The sequence below is a fragment of the Streptomyces sp. NPDC004435 genome, from assembly GCF_042873895.1.
Taxonomy (GTDB): Bacteria; Actinomycetota; Actinomycetes; order Streptomycetales; family Streptomycetaceae; genus Streptomyces.
Genome location: NZ_JBIAMB010000007.1, coordinates 137,721 through 158,485, shown reverse-complemented (window position 1 = coordinate 158,485; position 20,765 = coordinate 137,721). Strand labels below are relative to the sequence as shown.

14 protein-coding genes and 1 pseudogene are annotated in these 20,765 nt (G+C 72.9%); 11 read left to right on the top strand and 4 right to left on the bottom strand.

The genetic code is table 11. The annotated features are described in order from the left end of the window. Positions 1 to 188: 188 nt before the first annotated feature. On the top strand, positions 189 to 1,073 hold the full coding sequence (gene mutM / locus ACFYT9_RS14700) for a bifunctional DNA-formamidopyrimidine glycosylase/DNA-(apurinic or apyrimidinic site) lyase (RefSeq protein ID WP_376598243.1): 885 nt from the start codon (positions 189 to 191) through the stop codon (positions 1,071 to 1,073). On the opposite strand, the gene ACFYT9_RS14695 is transcribed toward mutM, so the two are convergent. Further along, positions 1,063 to 1,446 (bottom strand): winged helix-turn-helix transcriptional regulator, encoded by a 384-nt coding sequence (locus ACFYT9_RS14695; protein WP_376598242.1) that lies wholly within the window; start codon positions 1,444 to 1,446, stop codon positions 1,063 to 1,065. The genes mutM and ACFYT9_RS14695 overlap by 11 nt on opposite strands. Before the next feature lie 61 nt (positions 1,447 to 1,507). After that, positions 1,508 to 2,521, bottom strand: a complete 1,014-nt coding sequence (locus ACFYT9_RS14690; RefSeq protein WP_387274841.1) for a CAP domain-containing protein — start codon at positions 2,519 to 2,521, stop codon at positions 1,508 to 1,510. 213 nt (positions 2,522 to 2,734) lie between these two features. On the opposite strand from ACFYT9_RS14690, the gene ACFYT9_RS14685 reads away from it, so the two are divergent. The 4 genes and pseudogenes from ACFYT9_RS14685 to ACFYT9_RS14670 all read left to right on the top strand — a co-directional run bounded on the left by ACFYT9_RS14685 (position 2,735) and on the right by ACFYT9_RS14670 (position 9,043). Next, entirely contained in the window at positions 2,735 to 3,016 is a 282-nt protein-coding gene (locus ACFYT9_RS14685) for an acylphosphatase (RefSeq protein WP_389163557.1), read from the top strand. Between the two features lie 419 nt (positions 3,017 to 3,435). Beyond that, positions 3,436 to 3,651: a hypothetical protein gene (locus ACFYT9_RS14680; protein WP_376601322.1), complete on the top strand. Its 216-nt coding sequence runs from the start codon at positions 3,436 to 3,438 to the stop codon at positions 3,649 to 3,651. Positions 3,652 to 3,821: 170 nt separating this feature from the next. Continuing rightward, positions 3,822 to 7,397, top strand: a pseudogene (gene smc / locus ACFYT9_RS14675) (chromosome segregation protein SMC). Positions 7,398 to 7,609: 212 nt separating this feature from the next. Then, the gene (locus ACFYT9_RS14670) at positions 7,610 to 9,043 is read left to right on the top strand and encodes a sugar porter family MFS transporter (protein WP_387274836.1); all 1,434 of its coding nucleotides are present in this window, start codon (positions 7,610 to 7,612) and stop codon (positions 9,041 to 9,043) included. Between the two features lie 19 nt (positions 9,044 to 9,062). Here ACFYT9_RS14670 and ACFYT9_RS14665 read toward each other — a convergent pair whose 3' ends face one another. Continuing rightward, positions 9,063 to 10,061, bottom strand: coding sequence for an LLM class flavin-dependent oxidoreductase (locus tag ACFYT9_RS14665; RefSeq protein WP_387274834.1), 999 nt, complete (start codon positions 10,059 to 10,061; stop codon positions 9,063 to 9,065). A gap of 151 nt (positions 10,062 to 10,212) precedes the next feature. Here ACFYT9_RS14665 and ftsY point away from each other — a divergent pair, with 151 nt between their 5' ends. Next, positions 10,213 to 11,439, top strand: a complete 1,227-nt coding sequence (gene ftsY / locus ACFYT9_RS14660; protein ID WP_376601328.1) for a signal recognition particle-docking protein FtsY — start codon at positions 10,213 to 10,215, stop codon at positions 11,437 to 11,439. A 66-nt stretch (positions 11,440 to 11,505) separates the two neighbouring features. On the opposite strand, the gene ACFYT9_RS14655 is transcribed toward ftsY, so the two are convergent. Then, positions 11,506 to 12,159 (bottom strand): bifunctional DNA primase/polymerase, encoded by a 654-nt coding sequence (locus ACFYT9_RS14655; protein WP_376601329.1) that lies wholly within the window; start codon positions 12,157 to 12,159, stop codon positions 11,506 to 11,508. A gap of 437 nt (positions 12,160 to 12,596) precedes the next feature. Between ACFYT9_RS14655 and ACFYT9_RS14650 the strand changes: the two genes are divergently transcribed. From ACFYT9_RS14650 to ffh, 5 genes are all read left to right on the top strand, one after another. Beyond that, entirely contained in the window at positions 12,597 to 14,072 is a 1,476-nt protein-coding gene (locus ACFYT9_RS14650) for a hypothetical protein (RefSeq protein ID WP_389163552.1), read from the top strand. A 355-nt stretch (positions 14,073 to 14,427) separates the two neighbouring features. Beyond that, entirely contained in the window at positions 14,428 to 15,777 is a 1,350-nt protein-coding gene (locus ACFYT9_RS14645; RefSeq protein WP_389163549.1) for an ammonium transporter, read from the top strand. Continuing rightward, positions 15,774 to 16,112: a P-II family nitrogen regulator gene (locus ACFYT9_RS14640; protein ID WP_015036464.1), complete on the top strand. Its 339-nt coding sequence runs from the start codon at positions 15,774 to 15,776 to the stop codon at positions 16,110 to 16,112. Before ACFYT9_RS14645 ends, ACFYT9_RS14640 begins: the two co-directional genes overlap by 4 nt. 327 nt (positions 16,113 to 16,439) lie before the next feature. Then, positions 16,440 to 18,926: a [protein-PII] uridylyltransferase gene (locus tag ACFYT9_RS14635; protein WP_389163546.1), complete on the top strand. Its 2,487-nt coding sequence runs from the start codon at positions 16,440 to 16,442 to the stop codon at positions 18,924 to 18,926. Positions 18,927 to 19,077: 151 nt separating this feature from the next. Further along, positions 19,078 to 20,631: a signal recognition particle protein gene (ffh, locus tag ACFYT9_RS14630; protein WP_376604300.1), complete on the top strand. Its 1,554-nt coding sequence runs from the start codon at positions 19,078 to 19,080 to the stop codon at positions 20,629 to 20,631. Positions 20,632 to 20,765 lie beyond the last annotated feature (134 nt).

The following is a 20,765-nucleotide window of genomic DNA, read 5'->3' as shown; positions in this document are numbered from 1 at the left end:
GCCGTTTCCGGGGGCGGATTCCGGGTGCAGGTGGAGCCGTTTCCGGGGGCGGATTCCAGGGGCGGGCGGAGCCGTTCCCCGGAAGCGGGCTTCAGGAGCGGGGCCGTACGAGGGGAGCCCGGGCCAGTCCGCGCCTGGCGGTAGGCTGCGAGGACCACCACACCACCCCGTACCTCCGGAGGAGTCCCGTGCCCGAGCTGCCCGAGGTCGAGGTCGTCCGGCGCGGACTGGAGCGCTGGGTCACCGGCCGGACCGTGGCAGCCGTCGAGGTCTTCCACCCCAGGGCCGTCCGCCGCCACCCCGCGGGCGGCGCCGACTTCGCGGCCCGGCTGACCGGGCAGCGCTTCGAGCCGGCCCTGCGCCGCGGCAAGTACCTGTGGCTGCCGCTCGCCGGCACCGGCACCTCGGTCCTCGCCCACCTCGGGATGAGCGGACAGCTCCTGATGCAGCCGGAGGCCGCCCCGGCCGAGAAGCACCTGCGCATCCGGATCCGCTTCACGCCGTCCGACGGCGACTCCGCCGCGGGCACCACCGGCACCGAACTGCGCTTCGTCGACCAGCGCACCTTCGGCGGGCTCTCCCTGCACGACCAGACTCCGGACGGGCTGCCGGACGTCATCGGACACATCGCCCGCGACCCGCTCGACCCCGCCTTCGACGACGCCGCCTTCCAGGCCGCCCTCAGGCTGCGCCGTACGACGATCAAGCGCGCGCTCCTCGACCAGTCGCTGATCAGCGGCGTCGGCAACATCTACGCCGACGAGGCACTGTGGCGCGCCAAGCTGCACTACGACCGGCCGACCGCCACCCTCACCCGCCCCCGCACGGCGGAGCTCCTCGGCCACGTCCGTGACGTGATGAACGCGGCGCTCGCCGCCGGCGGCACCAGCTTCGACAGCCTGTACGTGAACGTGAACGGCGAGTCCGGCTACTTCGACCGCTCGCTCGACGCGTACGGGCGGGAGGACGAGCCCTGCCGCCGCTGCGGGACGCCGATGCGCCGCCGCGCCTGGATGAACCGCTCCAGCTACTTCTGCCCGCGCTGCCAGCGCCCGCCGCGCGTCAGCCCGTGACGGCGGCGCGCCCGGAGTCGTACGCCTCGCGGGCCGCGACGACCTCCGGCATCCGGCCCTCGACCAGCGCGATCAGCCCGACGAGCCGCTCGGCGATGTCCCGCCCGAGCGGGGTGAGCCGGTAGTCGACCCGGGGCGGATTGACCGGCTGCGCCTCCCGGTGCACCAGGCCGTCGCGCTCCAGCGCGTGCAGGGTCTGCGCCAGCATCTTCTCGCTGACGCCGTCGACCCGCCGCCGCAGCTCGTTGAAGCGGAAGGACCCCTCGTGCAGGGCGCCGAGGGTGAGGCTGCCCCAGCGGCCCGTGATGTGCTCCAGGGTCACCCGCGAGGCACACCCCCGCGCGAACACGTCGAAGGCGAGATCGTCGGTCATGCCTTCACCGTACGCGCGGCGGACACGCACCACCAGAGCGCGCTTTCGGAAAGACAGTGCCTCAGCGGCCGAAGTCCTGCGTCCACCAGGGGCCGCCGTCGGCGAAGTGGACGCCGACGCCGAGGGTGGTGAGGTCGCAGTTCAGGATGTTGGCGCGGTGTCCGTCGCTGTTCATCCAGGAGACCATCGCGGCGGTCGCGTCGACCTGCCCCCGGGCTATGTTCTCGGCGCCGAGGTTCGTGATGCCGGCGGCCGCGGCGCGGTCCCAGGGGGTGGCGCCGTCGGGGTCGGTGTGGTCGAAGAAGCCGCGGTTCGCCATGTCGGCGCTGAGGTTCCCGGCGAGACGGGCGAGGGAGTCCGAGGGCTGCACGGGGATGCAGCCGACCTTGGCGCGCTCGACGTTCACCAGGCGCAGCACCTCGGCCTCGGCCGCGTCCTCGCGGTCGGCGGTGGAACCGGCGGCGGCCGCCGTCGTCTCCTCGGCCGCGGGCTCCGTGGTGGGGGCGGGCTTCGGTGCTACGGGCTTCGGCTTCGCGGCCGCCGTGGTGGCCGGGGCCTTGGACGGCTCGGGCTCGGGCTTCGGCTTCGTCTTCGGCTTCGCCGGGGTGGTCGCGGGAGCCGGGGCGGCGGTGCGCGTCTTCGACGGCGTGGGGGAGGGGGCCGCGGTCTTCGTGGGGGTCTTCGTCGCGGTCTTCGTGGGGGTCGGCTTCGCCTTGGGGGAGGCCGAGGCGGAGACCGGTGCCTTCTTCTTCTCCGGCGCGGCCCTGCCCGTACCCGCGGTGGGCTCCGCCGGGGTGCGGCTCCCCCCGCCCTGCGTGGTGAGCTCGGGGGTCCCCCGGGTCTCCGCGGTGGTCGGGCGGGTGCTGCCCACACTGCCGGTGGTGAGGGTCTCCCCGCCGGGAAGCAGGCCGGAGGCGACCGCGACGGCGCCGACGGCGACCGCCGCCGAGGCCCCGATCAGTCCGTTGCGGACGGGGTGGCGGCGCTTGCGGCGCGTACCCCCCTGACCGCGGGCGGTGCCGGTCGCGTAGTCTGCCTCGGCGGGCGCGGCGCCGGAGCGACGGTGGCGTCCCATCTGCCCTGCCTCCCTGAGCTGGCTCTTTGCTGGATCGGTTCGCTGGATCTTTGCTGCCTTTGCTTTCGGCATGTGATGGCACGGAGCGTGACGCTGCGTACGGACGGCCGAAAGGTGTGCACCCGTGCGGGTGAGGCGCATTCCGTCGGACTGTACGCCATGAGAAGCCGCTGCGACGTGCTGTTCGGGCAATCCGCCCGCTAGCGTGCAGCCATGAGCGACGATGTACGGATGACCGCCTGGGTGCGTGGGCGAGTACAGGGAGTGGGCTTCCGCTGGTTCACCAGGGCAAACGCCTTGGAGATCGGGGGCCTCAAGGGCTTCGCCCTGAACCTCGACGACGGCCGGGTCCAGGTGGTGGCCGAGGGCCCGAGTGACAATTGCCACCGCCTCCTCGACTGGCTGCGGTCCGATGACACGCCCGGCCGCGTGGACGGTGTCACCGAGATATGGGACACCTCCCGCGGCGGCTACGACGGCTTCGCCATCCGCTGACCCCACCCCGCCCGGACCCCCGCCGGCCCCCTGTCCGACCCCTTTTCCGGGGGTCGGACAGGGGGCCGGTTTCGCGCGCATGAACGGGCGTGAACAGGGGAACCGCCTGGTGGTTGCCAAGATTCGACACTCGTGCAAGGCTTCCCGGGTAAGGATGATCGCCACGCCCCGGGGCAACGGGTCGAGAGGCGCCGCCGCCTGCGACGCGGCCGCGAACTCCCCGTCCGCCCCACCGATCGGGGCGTGATCGTGTTGACCGTCAAACTTTTTGGTGAGACTCTGGAAGCCCCGCGCACCTTAGCTGTGTGGCAGTAGAACACCGGCACAACACAGGTACTGCCGAGCACCGCGGGTGCGAATCCATCCCTCACGACCCACACCGCAATCGGTCGGTCACTCAGTGTGGAGGACCACTCATCATGGCAAAGGCGCTTCTCGGTTACGTCGGCGGCTCCGACCCGCGACTCCTCGCCGAGATGCGACGGCTTCAGCAGCGCGTCCAGGATCTGGAATCCGAGCTCAACAGGATCCAGACCGAGAACGACGCGCTCAACGCTGCCGCCGCTCAGCAGGGCGAGTCGCTGCTCGACCGCATCGACCTCGACGTACCCCAGGCGGAGCCTGCGCTCACCTGACACCCACAGCCTCGACGGGCTCAGGTGAGAACAGCTGAATAGGCAAGGGGCGCTTCGGCGTCCCTTCTTTTCTTGGCCCCCTCGTCACCCCCGGGTCACCCGCTCCTCACCCGAGGGTCTGCCCTGCGCGATCACGGGCGAAACGCGACACCCCAGGTAGAGTCCCGGGGGTGCACCTCAAGGCCCTGACGCTCCGCGGATTCAAGTCGTTCGCCTCCGCCACCACGCTGAGGTTCGAACCCGGAATCACCTGCGTCGTCGGCCCCAACGGCTCCGGCAAGTCCAATGTCGTGGACGCGCTCTCCTGGGTCATGGGCGAGCAGGGTGCCAAGTCGCTGCGCGGCGGCAAGATGGAGGACGTCATCTTCGCCGGCACCACGGGGCGGCCCCCGCTGGGCCGTGCCGAGGTCTCGCTCACCATCGACAACTCCGACGGCGCCCTGCCGATCGACTACGCCGAGGTGACGATCACCCGGATCATGTTCCGGGGCGGCAGCAGCGAGTACCAGATCAACGGCGACACCTGCCGGCTGCTCGACATCCAGGACCTGCTCTCCGACTCCGGCATCGGCCGCGAGATGCACGTCATCGTCGGCCAGGGACAGCTCGACTCGGTGCTGCACGCCGACCCCATGGGCCGCCGCGCCTTCATCGAGGAGGCCGCCGGCGTCCTCAAGCACCGCAAGCGCAAGGAGAAGGCGCTGCGGAAGCTCGACGCGATGCAGGCCAACCTCGCGCGCGTACAGGACCTCACCGACGAACTGCGCCGCCAGCTCAAGCCGCTCGGCCGGCAGGCCGCCGTCGCCCGCCGCGCCGTCGTCATCCAGGCCGACCTCCGCGACGCCCGCCTCCGCCTCCTCGCCGACGACCTCGTCCGCCTCCAGCGCGCCCTGAACGCCGAACTCGCCGACGAGGCCGCCCTGCTGGCCCGCAAGGAGACCACCGAGGGGGAGCTGCGCACCGCCCTCGCCCACGAGGCCGCCCTGGAGGCCGAGGTCGGCGCCCTCGCCCCCCGCCTGGAGCGCGCCCAGCAGAGCTGGTACGCCCTCTCCCAGCTCGCCGAACGCGTCCGCGGCACGATCTCCCTCGCCGACGCGCGCGTGAAGAGCGCCACCGACGCCCCCGCCGAGGAGCGCCGGGGCCGCGACCCCGAGGACCTGGAGCGCGAGGCCGCCCGCGTCCGCGAACAGGAGGCCGAGCTGGAGGCCGCCCTGGAGGCCGCCGAACGGGCCCTGGAGGACACGGTCGAGCACCGGGCCGAACTGGAACGGGCCCTCACCGCCGAGGAGCGTCGCCTCAAGGACGCCGCCCGCGCCCTCGCCGACCGCCGCGAGGGCCTCGCCCGACTGAACGGCCAGGTCAACGCCGCCCGCTCCCGCGCCGCCTCCGCCCAGGCCGAGATCGACCGGCTCACCGCCTCCCGCGACGAGGCCGCCGACCGCGCCGTCGCCGCCCAGGAGGAGTACGAGCAGCTCAAGGCGGAGGTCGACGACCTCGACGCCGCCGACACCGCCCACGGCGAGCGCTACGAGGAGGCCCGGCGCGCCCTCGCCGAGGCGGAGACCGCGCTGAGCGCCGCACGCGAGGCGGCCTCCGGCGCCGAGAGCCGACGGGCCGCCACCCGCGCCCGGCACGACACCCTCGCGCTCGGCCTGCGCCGCAAGGACGGCACCGGCGCCCTGCTCACCGCCGGCCTCGCCGGGATCCTCGGCCCCGCCGCCGAACTCCTCACCGTCGCCCCCGGGTACGAGGTCCCCCTCGCCGCCGCCCTCGGCGCCGCCGCCGACGCCCTCGCCGCCGACGGCCCCACCGCCGCCGCCGAGGCCCTCCGCCTGCTCCGCAAGCAGGACGCCGGCCGCGCCACCCTCCTGCTCACCGCGGACCCCACGCCCGGCACCTCGCCCCGCCCGCTGCCCGCCGGCGCGCGTTCCGCCGCCGCGCTGGTCTCCGGTCCCGCCGACCTGATCGGCTCCGTCCACCGCCTGCTCAACGGCATCGTCATCGTCGACGGCCTCAACGAGGCACGCGACCTCGTCCGCGCCCACCCCGCCCTCACCGCCGTCACCGCCGAGGGCGACCTCCTCGGCGCCCACTGGGCCCAGGGCGGCTCCGCCGGCGCACCCAGCCTCCTCGAAGTGCGGGCCCAGGTCGACGAGGCCGCCGCCGAACTCGCCGAACTCGCCGTCCGCTGCGAGGAGTCGGCCCGCGCCGGGGAGGAGGCCGCCGAGCGCCGCAGGGCCGGCGCGGCGCGCGTCGAGGAGCTCGACGCCCTGCGGCGTACCGCCGACAAGGAGAAGGCCTCCGTCGCCCAGGCCCTCGGACGGCTCGCCGGCCAGGCCAGGGGAGCGGCCGGGGAGGCCGAGCGGACCGCCGCCGCCGTCGCCCGTGCCCAGGACGCCCTGGAACGCGCGCGTGCCGAGGCCGAGGAGCTCGCCGAGCGGCTGCTCGTCGCCGAGGAGGCACCCGCAGAGGAGGAGCCCGACACCTCCGTCCGCGACCGGCTCGCCATCGACGGCTCCAACGCGCGCCAGACCGAGATGGAGGCCCGGCTCCAGGTCCGCACCCACGAGGAGCGGGTCAAGGGCCTGGCCGGCCGGGCCGACTCCCTCGACCGGGCCGCCCGCGCCGAACGGGACGCACGCGCGCGTGCCGAGCAGCGCCGGGCCCGGCTCCGCCACGAGGCCCGCGTGGCGGGCGCGGTCGCCGCCGGAGCCCGTACCCTCCTCGCCCACGTCGAGGTCTCGCTGGGACGGGCCGAGCGCGAGCGGACCGCGGCGGCCGCCGCCCGCGCCGACCGCGAGCAGGGGCTCCACACCGCCCGTGCCCGCGGCCGGGAGCTCAAGGCCGAGCTCGACAAACTCACCGACTCCGTCCACCGCGGCGAGGTCCTGGGAGCCGAGAAGCGGCTGCGGATCGAGCAGCTGGAGGCGAAGGCCCTGGAGGAGTTCGGGGTCGAGACCGGCGCGCTCACGGCCGAGTACGGCCCCGACCAGCCGGTGCCGCCGTCGCCGCCCGCCGACGGCGAGACACCCCCCGACACCGCGTCCGACGGCGGCCCCGACGCCCCCTCCGACCCGCGCGACCGGCCCCGTCCCTTCATCCGTTCGGAGCAGGAGAAGCGACTGAAGGCGGCCGAGCGCGCCTTCCAGCAGCTCGGCAAGGTCAACCCGCTGGCCCTGGAGGAGTTCGCGGCCCTGGAGGACCGGCACCGCTTCCTCTCCGAGCAGCTGGAGGACCTGAATTAGACCCGCACCGACCTGCTTCAGGTCGTGAAGGAGGTCGACCAGCGGGTCGAGCAGGTCTTCACGGAGGCGTACCGGGACACCGCCCGCGAGTTCGAGGGCGTCTTCTCCCGCCTCTTCCCCGGCGGCGAGGGCCGGCTCGTGCTCACCGACCCGGACAACATGCTCACCACCGGCGTCGACGTCGAGGCCCGACCGCCGGGCAAGAAGGTCAAGCGGCTCTCGCTGCTGTCCGGCGGTGAGCGCTCGCTGACCGCCGTGGCCCTGCTGGTCTCGATCTTCAAGGCCAGGCCGAGCCCCTTCTACGTCATGGACGAGGTCGAGGCGGCGCTCGACGACACCAACCTCCAGCGGCTGATCCGGATCATGCGCGAGCTCCAGGAGTCCTCGCAGCTCATCGTGATCACCCACCAGAAGCGGACGATGGAGGTCGCGGACGCGCTGTACGGGGTGTCGATGCAGGGCGACGGCGTCTCGAAGGTCATCAGCCAGAGACTCCGCTGATCCGTCTGCCCGCAACTCCCGGGTTTACTCCTTCAAGCAGTGAACATAAATGGGCTCTTTGCTGGGTAGGCGACGGATGACCCTGCCTCTTGACTTCAAAACTTGAACGCATAGTCTCTGCAACGTTGCTTTTACCTTCATGTGGTGGGCGGCGCGAACCTGTGCGCCACTGGAAGCCACTGGAAGGGCAGTCCCCCCACCGAGGAGTCCATGTGACCGACCCCGCGCAGGCGCCCACGCCGCCGCTGTCCGAAGCCAGGGCGGCCCATCCGGACCACCTCGGGCACGTCATCTTCATCACCGCCTCCGCCGCCATGGGCGGCTTCCTCTTCGGCTACGACAGCTCCGTCATCAACGGCGCCGTCGAAGCCATCCGCGACCGCTACGACATCGGCTCCGCGACCCTCGCCCAGGTCATCGCCATCGCCCTGATCGGCTGCGCCATCGGAGCCGCGACCGCCGGCCGGATCGCCGACCGCATCGGCCGCATCCGCTGCATGCAGATCGCCGCCGTCCTCTTCACCATCAGCGCCGTCGGCTCCGCGCTGCCCTTCGCCCTCTGGGACCTCGCCTTCTGGCGGATCGTCGGCGGCTTCGCCATCGGCATGGCCTCCGTCATCGGCCCCGCCTACATCGCCGAGGTCGCCCCCGCCGCCTACCGCGGCCGGCTCGGCTCCTTCCAGCAGGCCGCCATCGTCATCGGCATCGCCATCTCCCAGCTCGTCAACTACGGCATCCTCCAGCTCGCCGACGGCGACCAGCGCGGCAAGATCGGCGGCCTGGAGGCCTGGCAGTGGATGCTCGGCGTGATGGTCGTCCCCGCCCTCCTCTACGGGCTGCTCTCCTTCGCCATCCCCGAGTCCCCCCGCTTCCTCATCTCCGTGGGCAAGACCGCACGGGCCAAGGAGGTCCTCGCCGAGGTCGAGGGCAAGGGCGTCGACCTCGACCGCCGCGTCGCCGAGATCGACCGGGCCATGCGCAGCGAGCACAAGTCCACCTTCAAGGACCTGCTCGTCACCGGCACCCGCTTCCGCCTCCTGCCCATCGTCTGGGTCGGCATCGGACTATCCGTCTTCCAGCAGCTCGTCGGCATCAACGTCGCCTTCTACTACTCCGCGACGCTCTGGCAGTCCGTCGGCATCGACCCGTCGAGCTCGTTCTTCTACTCCTTCACCACGTCGATCATCAACATCATCGGCACCGTGATCGCCATGGTCCTCGTCGACCGCGTCGGCCGCCGGCCCCTCGCCCTCGTCGGCTCCGTCGGCATGGCGATCGCCCTCGCCTTCGAGGCATGGGCCTTCTCCGCCGACCTCGTCGACGGCAAGCTCCCCGAGACCCAGGGCGTCGTGGCGCTCGTCGCCGCCCACGTCTTCGTGCTCTTCTTCGCCCTCTCCTGGGGCGTCGTCGTCTGGGTCTTCCTCGGCGAGATGTTCCCCAACCGGATCCGCGCCGCCGCCCTCGGCGTCGCCGCCTCCGCCCAGTGGATCGCCAACTGGGCCATCACCGCCAGCTTCCCGTCCCTCTCGGACTGGAACCTCTCCGGCACCTACGTCATCTACACGGTCTTCGCCGTGCTCTCGATCCCCTTCGTGCTCAAGTACGTCAAGGAGACCAAGGGCAAGGCGTTGGAGGAGATGGGCTAAACCCCCGCTGCCCCTCTCCTCACGACGGCTGCCCCGGCCCGAGGCCCTGAGCCCCGAGCCGGGGCAGCACCTCGTCGCAGAACAGACGCACGCTCCGCCACCCCTCCTCCACCGGCATCCCCCCGCACAGCGGATGCAGCACCAGGCTCTCCAGCCCCAGTGCCGCGCACTCCCCGGGCGTCACCACCCGGTACACCCCCTCCGCCCGCAGCTCCGCCACGCTCGACGCCCCCGAGCGCACCGCCGACCGGATGTCCTTCGACTGCCAGGAGGCGTAGGCCCGCGCCTCGTGCAGGAAGTGCTCCCCGTACTCCGCCCAGGTCCGGTCAGGATCCTCCGACACGTGCAGCAGCGGCGTCACCGGGCCCGGCATCATCGTCCAGCCCTCCGTCCCGTACTCCGCGCACCGCTCCGTGTAGTACGCCTCCAGCTCCGGCAGGTGCGCCGACGGGAAGAACGGCAGCCCCAGCCGCGCCGCGCGCCGCGCCGCCGCCCTCGACGAGCCCCCGACCAGCAGCAGCGGATGCGGCCGGGTGAAGGGCCGCGGGGTGACCCGTACCGTACGGCCCCGGTACGCGAAGGGCTCGCCCGTCCACGCCGCGAGCAGCGTCTCCAGGAGCTCGTCCTGGAGCTTCCCGCGCCGCCCCCAGTCCACCCCGCGCTCCTCGTACTCCTCCGGCCGGTAGCCGATCCCCGCCACCGTCACCAGCCGGCCCCGGCTCAGCAGGTCCAGGACCGCGATGTCCTCCGCCAGCCGCAGCGGGTCGTGCAGCGGGCCGATGATCGCGGAGACCGTGACCGCGATCCGGCGGGTGGCGCCGAAGACCGCGCCCGCGAAGGCGAAGGGGGAGGGGAGCCAGTTGTTCTCCACCCCGTGGTGCTCCTCGGTCTGGACCGTGTCCACCCCGTGCCCGTCCGCGTACGCGGCCATCTCCAGCGCGGCACGGTACCGCTCCGCCAGCGACTCGGCGGTGGCCCGCGGCTCGACCAGGTTGAACCGTACGACGCTGAAGGCCATGGGGGTCCCCTCCGCGGGTGGGCTGCCGGCGAGGGGCGACCATAGCTGACGCAGTATCAGATGGGAACGGTCCCGGCACCCCGGAACCCGCGACCCACGCTGCGTGCGTACGGCGTCACCGGCCGGGTCGTGGCCGATACTGGGTGACGTTATGGAACTCATCCTTGCTGTAGTCATCGCTCTGGTCGTCGCGGTCGCCGTGACCAGCGGGCTCGTGATCAGCGGTCGCAAGAAGAAGCAGCTGCCGCCGGCCGAACCGCCGTCCACCACGCCGACCATCACCGCTCCGCCCGCCGAGCCGCACGTCGGCGACGAGGCGGAGACACCGCGGGAAGAACCACGCCGCACCGTCGAGGAGGTCGGCCTCCCGACCGCCGAGGAGGCGGTCGAGACCCCCGCCGCCGTCGAGGACCCGGTCGTCGCCGAGGCACCCCCGGCGCCCGAGATCGAGGTCCCCGAGCCCACCGCCGGACGCCTCGTCCGCCTCCGGTCCCGCCTCGCCCGCTCCCAGAACTCGCTGGGCAAGGGCCTGCTGGCCCTGCTCTCCCGCGAGCACCTCGACGAGGACACCTGGGAGGAGATCGAGGAGACCCTCCTCACCGCCGACGTCGGCGTCACCCCCACCCAGGAACTGGTCGACCGGCTGCGCGAGCGCGTCAAAGTCCTCGGCACCCGCACCCCCGAGGAGCTCCGCGGCCTGCTCCGCGAGGAGCTGATCACCCTCCTCGGCGACTACGACCGCACGGTCCACACCGAGAGCCCCCAGGACGTCCCCGGCGTCGTCATGGTCGTCGGCGTCAACGGCACCGGCAAGACCACCACCACCGGCAAGCTCGCCCGCGTCCTGGTCGCCGACGGCAAGTCCGTCGTCCTCGGCGCGGCCGACACCTTCCGCGCCGCCGCCGCCGACCAGCTCCAGACCTGGGGCGACCGCGTCGGCGCCCGCACCGTCCGCGGCCCCGAGGGCGGCGACCCCGCCTCGATCGCCTACGACGCGGTCAAGGAGGGCATCGCCGAGAAGGCCGACGTCGTCCTCGTCGACACCGCCGGCCGCCTCCACACCAAGACCGGCCTCATGGACGAGCTCGGCAAGGTCAAGCGCGTCGTCGAGAAGCACGGCCCCCTCGACGAGATCCTCCTCGTCCTCGACGCCACCACCGGCCAGAACGGCCTCATCCAGGCCCGCGTCTTCGCCGAGGTCGTGGACATCACCGGCATCGTCCTGACCAAGCTCGACGGCACCGCCAAGGGCGGCATCGTCGTCGCCGTCCAGCGCGAGCTCGGCGTCCCCGTCAAGCTCGTCGGCCTCGGCGAGGGCCCGGACGACCTGGCCCCCTTCGAGCCCGCCGCCTTCGTCGACGCCCTCATCGGCGACTGACCTCCGCGACGGCACAGGAAAGGGCCCCCGCCGACCACGGCGGGGGCCCTTCGCGTACGCCACCGGTCAGGCGTGCGTCCGATGGCACATGTACGCCAGGGTGCCGAGCAGCAGCCGGGCCTGCGGCGGCGCCCCCGCCGTGTCCAGAGTCGGCGGCCGCAGCCACCGCACCGGACCCAGACCGCCCAGGTCCGACGGGGGAGCGGTGATGTGGCCGCCCGGCCCCAGACAGTGCAGGTCCAGGTCCGCGTCGTCCCAGCCCATCCGGTACAGCAGCCGCGGCAGCTCGGCCGCCGCGCCCGGCGCGACGAAGAACTGCGCCCGGCCGGTCGGCGTCGCGCAGACCGGCCCCAGCGGCAGCCCCATCCGCTCCATCCTGACCAGCGCCCGCCGGCCCGCCGCCTCCGCCACCTCGATCACGTCGAAGGCGCGGCCCACCGGCAGCAGCAGCGCCGCCCCGGGGGATTCCGCCCACGCCTTCGTCGCGACGTCGAGCCCCGCGCCCGCCGGGACGGGCGGCGCGAAGTCGAGGGGGTGCGCGCCCGGAGCCGTACAGGCCCGGTCGCCGCAGGAGCACTGGCCGGAGACGGCCCGCGCGCCGGGCTGGACGTCCCAGCCCCAGAGTCCGGTGTACTCGGCCACCGCTGTGCACTCGGTGATGCGTGCGCGGCGCCGTGAGCCGGACCGCATCTCACGGATGCCGCCGATCGTGAAGCCCATGCCCCCTCCAACGGGTCGGACGCGTCGGTGGTTACGACCCGGAACACGTGTGTCACGCTCGGTGACGCCACGCCCGGACGCGGTCGCCCAGGGTGGCGCTCGGGTGCGAACGGGGTGGTGCGACCGGTGGCGCGCGCCTCTACGCGCTCCCGTCCGCCGACCCCGGGTCGTCGCATGTCAAGTGAATCGTGTGGAGCGCCCGGCGAGTTCATTCGAAGGGGTGGCGAATGGTGGCGTTTCTTGAAACGCCCTCACGGCAGGGGTGATCGTAGGATTACTTTCGGTACCCGAACCCCGGAGGGCATGCACGGGTGGGTATGCCGGAGGCAAGCCGGTTTCCCGTTCGAAGGAGTCGGAACACCGAGCGGAGCGCCGCCGGACGCGGCATTCTGATAGGGGTTCGCACGACAGGCAATCAGGTGGATGGGGGCGTTCCAGTGGGCGGCAGCGGCACAGACGGTACGAATGCCGGCAAGCGCCCCAACGAGCGGCTCGGCTCGTGGTTCGTGCGCAGCGGCTGGTCCAAGGGCGAGCTGGCCCGTCAGGTCAACCGCAGGGCCCGCCAGATGGGCGCCCACCACATCTCCACCGACACCTCCCGGGTCCGCCGCTGGCTCGACGGCGAACAGCCCCGCGAACCCATCCCGAGAATCCTCTCCGAGCTGTTCTCCGAGCGCTTCGGCTCCGTCGTCGCCATCGAGGACCTCGGACTGCGCACCGCCCACCAGACACCCTCCGTCTCCGGCGTCGACCTCCCCTGGGCCGGACCCCAGACCGTCTCCCTGCTCAGCGAGTTCTCCCGCAGCGACCTCATGCTCGCCCGGCGCGGCTTCCTCGGCTCCTCCCTCCAACTCGCCGCCGGACCCGCCCTCATCGAGCCCATGCAGCGCTGGCTGGTGCCCACCCCCGCCGGCGAGCCCGCCCCCGGCGAGCCCGCACCCGACGGCCGCCGCCCGCACCGGCTCTCCGAGATCGAGCTCGACCTCCTCGAATCCACCACCGCCATGTTCCGCAAGTGGGACGCCCAGTGCGGCGGCGGACTGCGCCGCAAGGCCGTCGTCGGCCAGCTCCACGAGGTCACCGACCTCCTCCAGGAACCCCAGCCGGCCGCCACCGCCAAGCGCCTGTTCACCGTCGCCGCCGAACTCGCCGAACTCGCCGGGTGGATGAGCTACGACGTCGGCCTCCAGCCCACCGCGCAGAAGTACTTCGTCCTCGCCCTGCACGCCGCCAAGGAGGCCGGCGACAAGCCGCTCGGCTCGTACATCCTCTCCTCCATGAGCCGGCAGATGATCCACCTCGGCCGCCCCGACGACGCCCTCGAACTCATCCACCTCGCCCAGTACGGCAGTCGGGACTGCGCCACCCCCCGCACCCAGGCCATGCTGTATGCGATGGAGGCCCGCGCCTACGCCAACATGGGCCAGCCCTCCAAGTGCAAGCGGGCCGTCCGGATGGCCGAGGACACCTTCTCCGACGCCGACCTCGAAGGCGGCCCCGAGCCCGACTGGATCCGCTTCTTCACCGAGGCCGAGCTCAACGGCGAGAACTCCCACTCCTACCGCGACCTCGCCTATGTCGCCGGCCGCTCCCCGACCTACGCCTCCCTCGCCGAGCCCGTCATGGAGCGGGCCGTGGAACTCTTCGGGAAGGACTCCGACCACCAGCGGTCGTACGCCCTCAACCTCATCGGCATGGCCACCGTCCACCTGCTCAAACGCGAGCCCGAGCAGTCCGTCGTCCTCGCCGAGAAGGCCCTCGGGGTCGCCCGCTCCATCCGCTCCGAGCGGGTCAACAACCGGCTCCGCAAGACCGTCGACACCGCCGCCCGGGACTTCGGCGACGTCGCCCAGGTCCTCGACCTCACCGACCGGCTCACCCTGCTCCTGCCCGAGTCCGCCGAGGCCGTCTGACCGCCCCGCCGACTCCCGCGAGCCCCCGCACCCCGGCCGCGCCGGACGTCCCGTACTGCCCGACTCGGCTCCCCCGCCGCACAGGTCACACGGACGCCGGCGCGGCCGGTCCACGTCCCGGACCCGCCACCCCCCGCCCGCCCGGCCGGGAGCGTACGCCCGTTACCTCCCTGTGACCCGGGCGTTCACGGTCACGTAACACACCCCCGCCCTTCGTCACTGCCCCGAAACATCGAGCGGCATCGTCGGAAACCGCGCTGCGCGAATCTCTGGCCCATAACCGGCCACCCCTCAGGCCGCCGCTCACCGCCGGCCCCGCCCCGCACAGGCCGCATCCGACGACGAGGAGACGCCGATGGCACCAGCCATCACGACCCTGGCAGCAGACGCCCCCGAGCTGTCCGCCGCCAACACCGGGTTCATGCTCATCTGCACCGCCCTGGTCATGCTGATGACCCCGGCCCTCGCCTTCTTCTACGGAGGCATGGTCCGCGTCAAGTCCACCCTCAACATGCTGATGATGAGCTTCATCAGCCTCGGGATCGTCACGATCCTCTGGGTGCTCTACGGCTTCAGCGTCGCCTTCGGCACCGACACCGGCGGCATCGTCGGCTGGTCCTCCGACTACCTCGGCCTCAGCGGCATCGGCGTCACCGAACTCTGGGACGGCTACACCATCCCCGTCTTCGTCTTCGCCGCCTTCCAGCTGATGTTCGCCATCCTCACCCCGGCCCTCATCAGCGGCGCCCTCGCCGACCGCGTCAAGTTCACCGCCTGGGCCCTCTTCATCGCCCTCTGGGTCACCGTCGTCTACTTCCCCGTCGCCCACTGGGTCTGGGGCACCGGCGGCTGGCTCTTCGAGATGGGCGTCATCGACTTCGCCGGCGGTACGGCGGTCCACATCAACGCCGGCGCCGCCGCCCTCGGCGTCATCCTCGTCATCGGCAAGCGCGTCGGCTTCAAGAAGGACCCGATGCGTCCGCACAGCCTCCCGCTGGTGATGCTCGGCGCCGGTCTCCTCTGGTTTGGCTGGTTCGGCTTCAACGCCGGCTCCTGGCTCGGCAACGACGACGGCGTCGGCGCCGTGATGTTCGTCAACACCCAGGTCGCCACCGCCGCCGCCATGCTCGCCTGGCTCTTCTACGAGAAGGTCCGGCACGGCGCCTTCACCACCCTCGGCGCCGCCTCCGGCGCCGTCGCCGGCCTCGTCGCCATCACCCCCGCGGGCGGCTCCTGCTCCCCGCTCGGCGCCATCGCCATCGGCGCCGTCGCCGGCCTCGTCTGCGCCATGGCCGTCGGCCTCAAGTACAAGTTCGGCTACGACGACTCCCTCGACGTCATCGGCGTCCACCTCGTCGGCGGTGTCATCGGCTCCCTCCTCGTCGGCTTCTTCGCCACCGGCGGCGTCCAGTCCGACGCCAAGGGCCTCTTCTACGGCGGCGGCCTGGAGCAGCTCGGCAAGCAGGCCGTCGGCGTCTTCGCCGTCCTCGCCTACTCTCTGATCGCCTCCGCTGTCCTCGCCCTGATCATCGACAAGACCATGGGCATGAGGGTCAGCGAGGACGACGAGGTCTCCGGCATCGACCAGGTCGAGCACGCCGAGACCGCCTACGACTTCAGCGGAGCGGGCGGCGGCGCCGGCGGGCGCACCACCACCGCCGCCCCCGCCCCGGTTGTCACGGAGAACAAGAAGGTGGACGCATGAAGCTCATCACCGCGGTCGTGAAGCCGCACCGGCTCGACGAGATCAAGGAGGCCCTCCAGGCCTTCGGGGTCCACGGCCTCACCGTCACCGAGGCCAGCGGATACGGACGCCAGCGCGGCCACACCGAGGTCTACCGCGGAGCCGAGTACACCGTCGACCTGGTCCCCAAGATCCGCATCGAGGTCCTGGTCGAGGACGAGGACGCCGAGCAGCTCATCGACGTGGTCGTGAAGGCCGCCCGCACCGGCAAGATCGGGGACGGCAAGGTCTGGAGCGTCCCGGTCGAGACCGCGGTACGCGTCCGCACGGGCGAGCGCGGCCCGGACGCGCTGTAGGAGCGGGACCCAGGGGGTACGGCTCAGGGGAACACGGCTGCCAGGGGTACGGCCTCCGGCTCGGAAGCCGTACCCCGGAGCCGTACCCCGCAGTCGTATCCCCGGAGCTGTACCCCCGCAGTCGCATTCCCGGGGCCGGCGCTGTCCCGGAGCTGTGTCTCCCGGGCGCCGTCCCGGAGGCGTACCCCCGGCGCTGTTCCTGGGGCGTAGTCCCTGGGGCGTTGTCCCGGGGGCGGTGTCCCTGGGCCCCGTTCCCCGGGCGGAGCCCCGCAGTCGTACCTCCCGCCCCGCCCCACCCCGCCGCCCCGCAGAGCGAAGGAGCCGCCGGTGACCACCCTCGAACCGCAGGACGCGACCGAAGAGCAGGGAGCCGGAGGCTACGCGGCGGCCCGGCTGCGACTCCTCCAGGACAAGACGCCGTCCGGGCCCGAGCGCCGCGGCGCCCTCGCCCGCCTCACCGACGACTGGCTGGCCGGACTCCTCGCCGCCGCGGCACCGCCCAAGGGGGTCGCCCTCGTCGCCGTCGGCGGCTACGGCCGCGCCGAACTCTCCCCGCGCAGCGACCTCGACCTCCTCCTGCTCCACGACGGCAGCCTTCCGCCGGAGACGGTCGCCGCCCTCGCCGACCGCCTCTGGTACCCCGTCTGGGACCTCGGGATCGCGCTGGACCACTCCGTCCGCACCCCCGCCCAGGCCCGCGCCACCGCCGCCGAGGACCTCAAGGTCCAGCTCGGCCTCCTCGACGCCCGGACGCTCGCCGGTGACGCCGCCCTCGCCGCCGCCCTCCGCTCCGCCGTCCTCGCCGACTGGCGCAACCAGGCCGCCCGCCGCCTCCCCGAACTCGCCGAACTCTGCCGCGACCGCGCCGACCGGGCCGGAGAGCTCCGCTTCCTCCTCGAACCCGACCTCAAGGAGGCCCGCGGCGGCCTCCGCGACGCCCAGGCCCTGCGCGCCGTCGCCGCCTCCTGGCTCGCCGACGCCCCCCGCGACGGCCTCGACACCGCCCGCCGCCGCCTCCTCGACGCCCGCGACGCCCTCCACCTCGCCACCGGCCGCGCCACCGACCGCCTCGCCCTCCAGGAACAGGACGCCGTCGCCGAACAGCTCGGCCTCCTCGACGCCGACACCCTCCTCCGCGAGGTGTACGAGGCCGCCGGCATCGTCACGTACGCCGCCGACGTCACCTGGCGCGAGGTCGGCCGCGTCCTCAAGGCCCGCTCGGCCCGTCCCCGGCTCCGCGCCCTCCTCGGCCGCGCCGGCGACCGGAAGCAGCCCGCCGAACGCACCCCGCTCGCCGAGGGCGTCGTCGAGATGGACGGGGAGGTCGTCCTCGCCCTCCCGCAGCCGCCCGGCTTCGCCCGAGCGGCCGGAACCTCCCTCGCCCGCCCCGAACGCGACCCCGTCCTCCCGCTGCGCGCCGCCGCCGCGGCCGCCCAGCACGGCCTGTCGCTCTCCCCGCACGCCGTACGCCACCTCGCCGCCACCGCGAAGGCGCTGCCCGTCCCCTGGCCGGCCGAGGCACGCGAGGCCCTCGTCACCCTCCTCGGCGCCGGCGCCCCCACCGTCCCCGTCTGGGAGGCCCTGGAGGCCGAGGGGCTCGTCACCCGCCTCCTGCCCGACTGGGAACGCGTCCGCCACCGCCCCCAGCGCAACCCCGTCCACACCTGGACCGTCGACCGGCACCTCGTCGAGACCGCCGTCCGCGCCGCCTCCCTCACCCGCCGCGTCGGCCGCCCCGACCTCCTCCTCGTCGCCGCCCTCCTCCACGACATCGGCAAGGGCTGGCCCGGCGACCACTCCGTCGCCGGCGAGACCATCGCCCGCGACCTCGCCGCCCGCATCGGCTTCGACCGGACCGACACCGCCACCATCGCCACCGTCGTCCGCCACCACCTCCTCCTCGTCGACACCGCCACCCGCCGCGACCTCGACGACCCGGCCACCGTCGAAGCCGTCGCCGCCGCCGTGGGCACCGTCGGCACCCTCGAACTCCTCCACGCCCTCACCGAGGCCGACGCCCTCGCCACCGGACCGGCCGCCTGGTCCGCCTGGCGCGCCTCTCTCGTCGCCGACCTGGTCAAACGCGTCACCGGCGTCCTCGCAGGCGAGCCGCTGCCCGACCCCGAGGCCGCCGCCCCCAGCGCCGAACAGGAACGTCTCGCCGTCGAGGCGCTGCGCACCGGCGAACCCGTCCTCGCCCTCCACACCCGCGACGAACAGCCCCTCGACCCCGACGAGCCCGCACCCGTCGGCGTCGAACTCCTCATCGCCCTCCCCGACCAGCCCGGCGTCCTGCCCGCCGTGGCCGGCGTCCTCGCCCTCCACCGGCTCACCGTCCGCGCCGCCGAACTGCGCGCCGTGGAGCTCCCCACCGAACTCGGCACCGGCTCCGTCCTCGTACTCGCCTGGCGCGTCGCCGCCGAGTACGGCTCCCTGCCGCAGAGCCACCGGCTCCGCGCCGACCTGCTGCGCGCCCTCGACGGCACCCTCGACATCCCCGCCCGGCTCGCCGAGCGGGAGGCCGCCTACCCGCGCCGCCGCGGCGTCCAGGCCCCGCCGCCCCGCGTCACCGTCGCCCCCGCCGACTCCCGCCTCGCCACCGTCCTGGAGGTCCGCGCCCAGGACGCCCCGGGCCTGCTGCACCGGATCGGCCGCGCCCTGGAGGGAGCGGCGGTGCGCGTCCGCAGCGCCCACGTCTCCACCCTGGGCGCCAACGCCGTGGACACCCTGTACGTGACCCGCCCCGACGGCTCCCTCCTCCCCGACGAGGAGGCGATCGACCTGGCCAGGGCACTGGAGGAGGCGCTGGGGTGAGGCGCGCCGGCCGTCCCCGTGACCGCCCCCGTACCCGTCTCCGGACCCGTCTCCGGACCCCGGATCGGGCGGGCGGGGCCACACTCTCCGGACGGCCCGATACCCTGGAGGGCAATCCGACCGCCCACGACACCGAGGATCCGCGACCGCCGTGTTCGATACCCTCTCCGACCGCCTTGCAGCGACCTTCAAGAACCTCCGCGGCAAGGGCCGTCTGTCCGAGGCGGACATCGACGCCACCGCACGCGAGATCCGGATCGCCCTGCTCGAAGCGGACGTGGCCCTTCCGGTCGTCCGCTCCTTCATCAAGCAGGTCAAGGAGCGTGCCACCGGCGTCGAGGTCTCCCAGGCCCTCAACCCGGCCCAGCAGGTCATCAAGATCGTCAACGAGGAGCTCATCGGCATCCTCGGCGGCGAGACCCGCCGGCTGCGGTTCGCCAAGACCGCGCCCACCGTGATCATGCTCGCCGGTCTCCAGGGCGCCGGAAAGACCACCCTCGCCGGAAAGCTCGGCCTCTGGCTGAAGGGGCAGGGTCACTCGCCCCTGCTCGTCGCCTGCGACCTCCAGCGCCCCAACGCCGTCAACCAGCTCTCGGTCGTCGCCGACCGCGCCGGCGTCGCCTTCTACGGCCCGCAGCCCGGCAACGGCGTCGGCGACCCGGTCCAGGTCGCCAAGGACTCGATCGAGTACGCGCGCTCCAAGGTCTTCGACGTCGTCATCGTCGACACCGCCGGCCGCCTCGGCATCGACCAGGAGCTGATGCAGCAGGCCGCGGACATCCGCGACGCCGTCAGCCCCGACGAGATCCTCTTCGTCGTCGACGCCATGATCGGTCAGGACGCGGTCAACACCGCCGAGGCCTTCCGCGACGGCGTCGGCTTCGACGGCGTCGTGCTCTCCAAGCTCGACGGCGACGCCCGCGGTGGTGCCGCGCTCTCCATCGCGCACGTCACCGGCAAGCAGATCATGTTCGCCTCCAACGGCGAGAAGCTGGACGACTTCGACGCGTTCCACCCGGACCGCATGGCGTCCCGCATCCTCGGCATGGGCGACATGCTGTCGCTCATCGAGAAGGCCCAGCAGACCTTCGACGAGGAAGAGGCCGCCAAGATGGCCTCGAAGCTCGCGTCGAAGAAGGGCCAGGACTTCACCCTGGACGACTTCCTCGCCCAGATGGAGCAGGTCCGCAAGATGGGCTCCATCTCGAAGCTGCTCGGCATGCTGCCCGGCATGGGGCAGATGAAGGAGCAGATCGCCAACATCGACGAGCGGGACGTGGACCGTACCGCCGCCATCATCAAGTCGATGACCCCGGCCGAGCGCCAGGACCCCACGATCATCAACGGCTCCCGCCGCGCCCGTATCGCCAAGGGCTCCGGCGTCGAGGTCAGCGCCGTGAAGGGCCTGGTCGAGCGGTTCTTCGAGGCCCGCAAGATGATGTCCCGCATGGCCCAGGGTGGCGGCCTGCCCGGCATGCCCGGCATCCCGGGCATGGGCGGCGGCCCCGGCCGGCAGAAGAAGCAGGTCAAGCAGGCCAAGGGCAAGCGCAAGAGCGGCAACCCGATGAAGCGCAAGGCCGAGGAGCAGGCCGCCCAGGAGAAGCGGGAGCAGGCCCAGCAGGGCGGCGCCTTCGGGCTGCCGGGCGCAGGGCAGGGCCCGCAGGACTTCGAGCTGCCGGACGAGTTCAAGAAGTTCATGGGCTGACGCCCGGCAAGTGCCCGGGAGAAGGGGCCCGGGGCGGTACGAGACCGCCCCGGGCCCCTTCTCGTCCGCCCGGACCACCCGGAATGCCGCCTTCGTCACGATCTTCGATACTGGGCCCATTGCCGCCCCGAGGA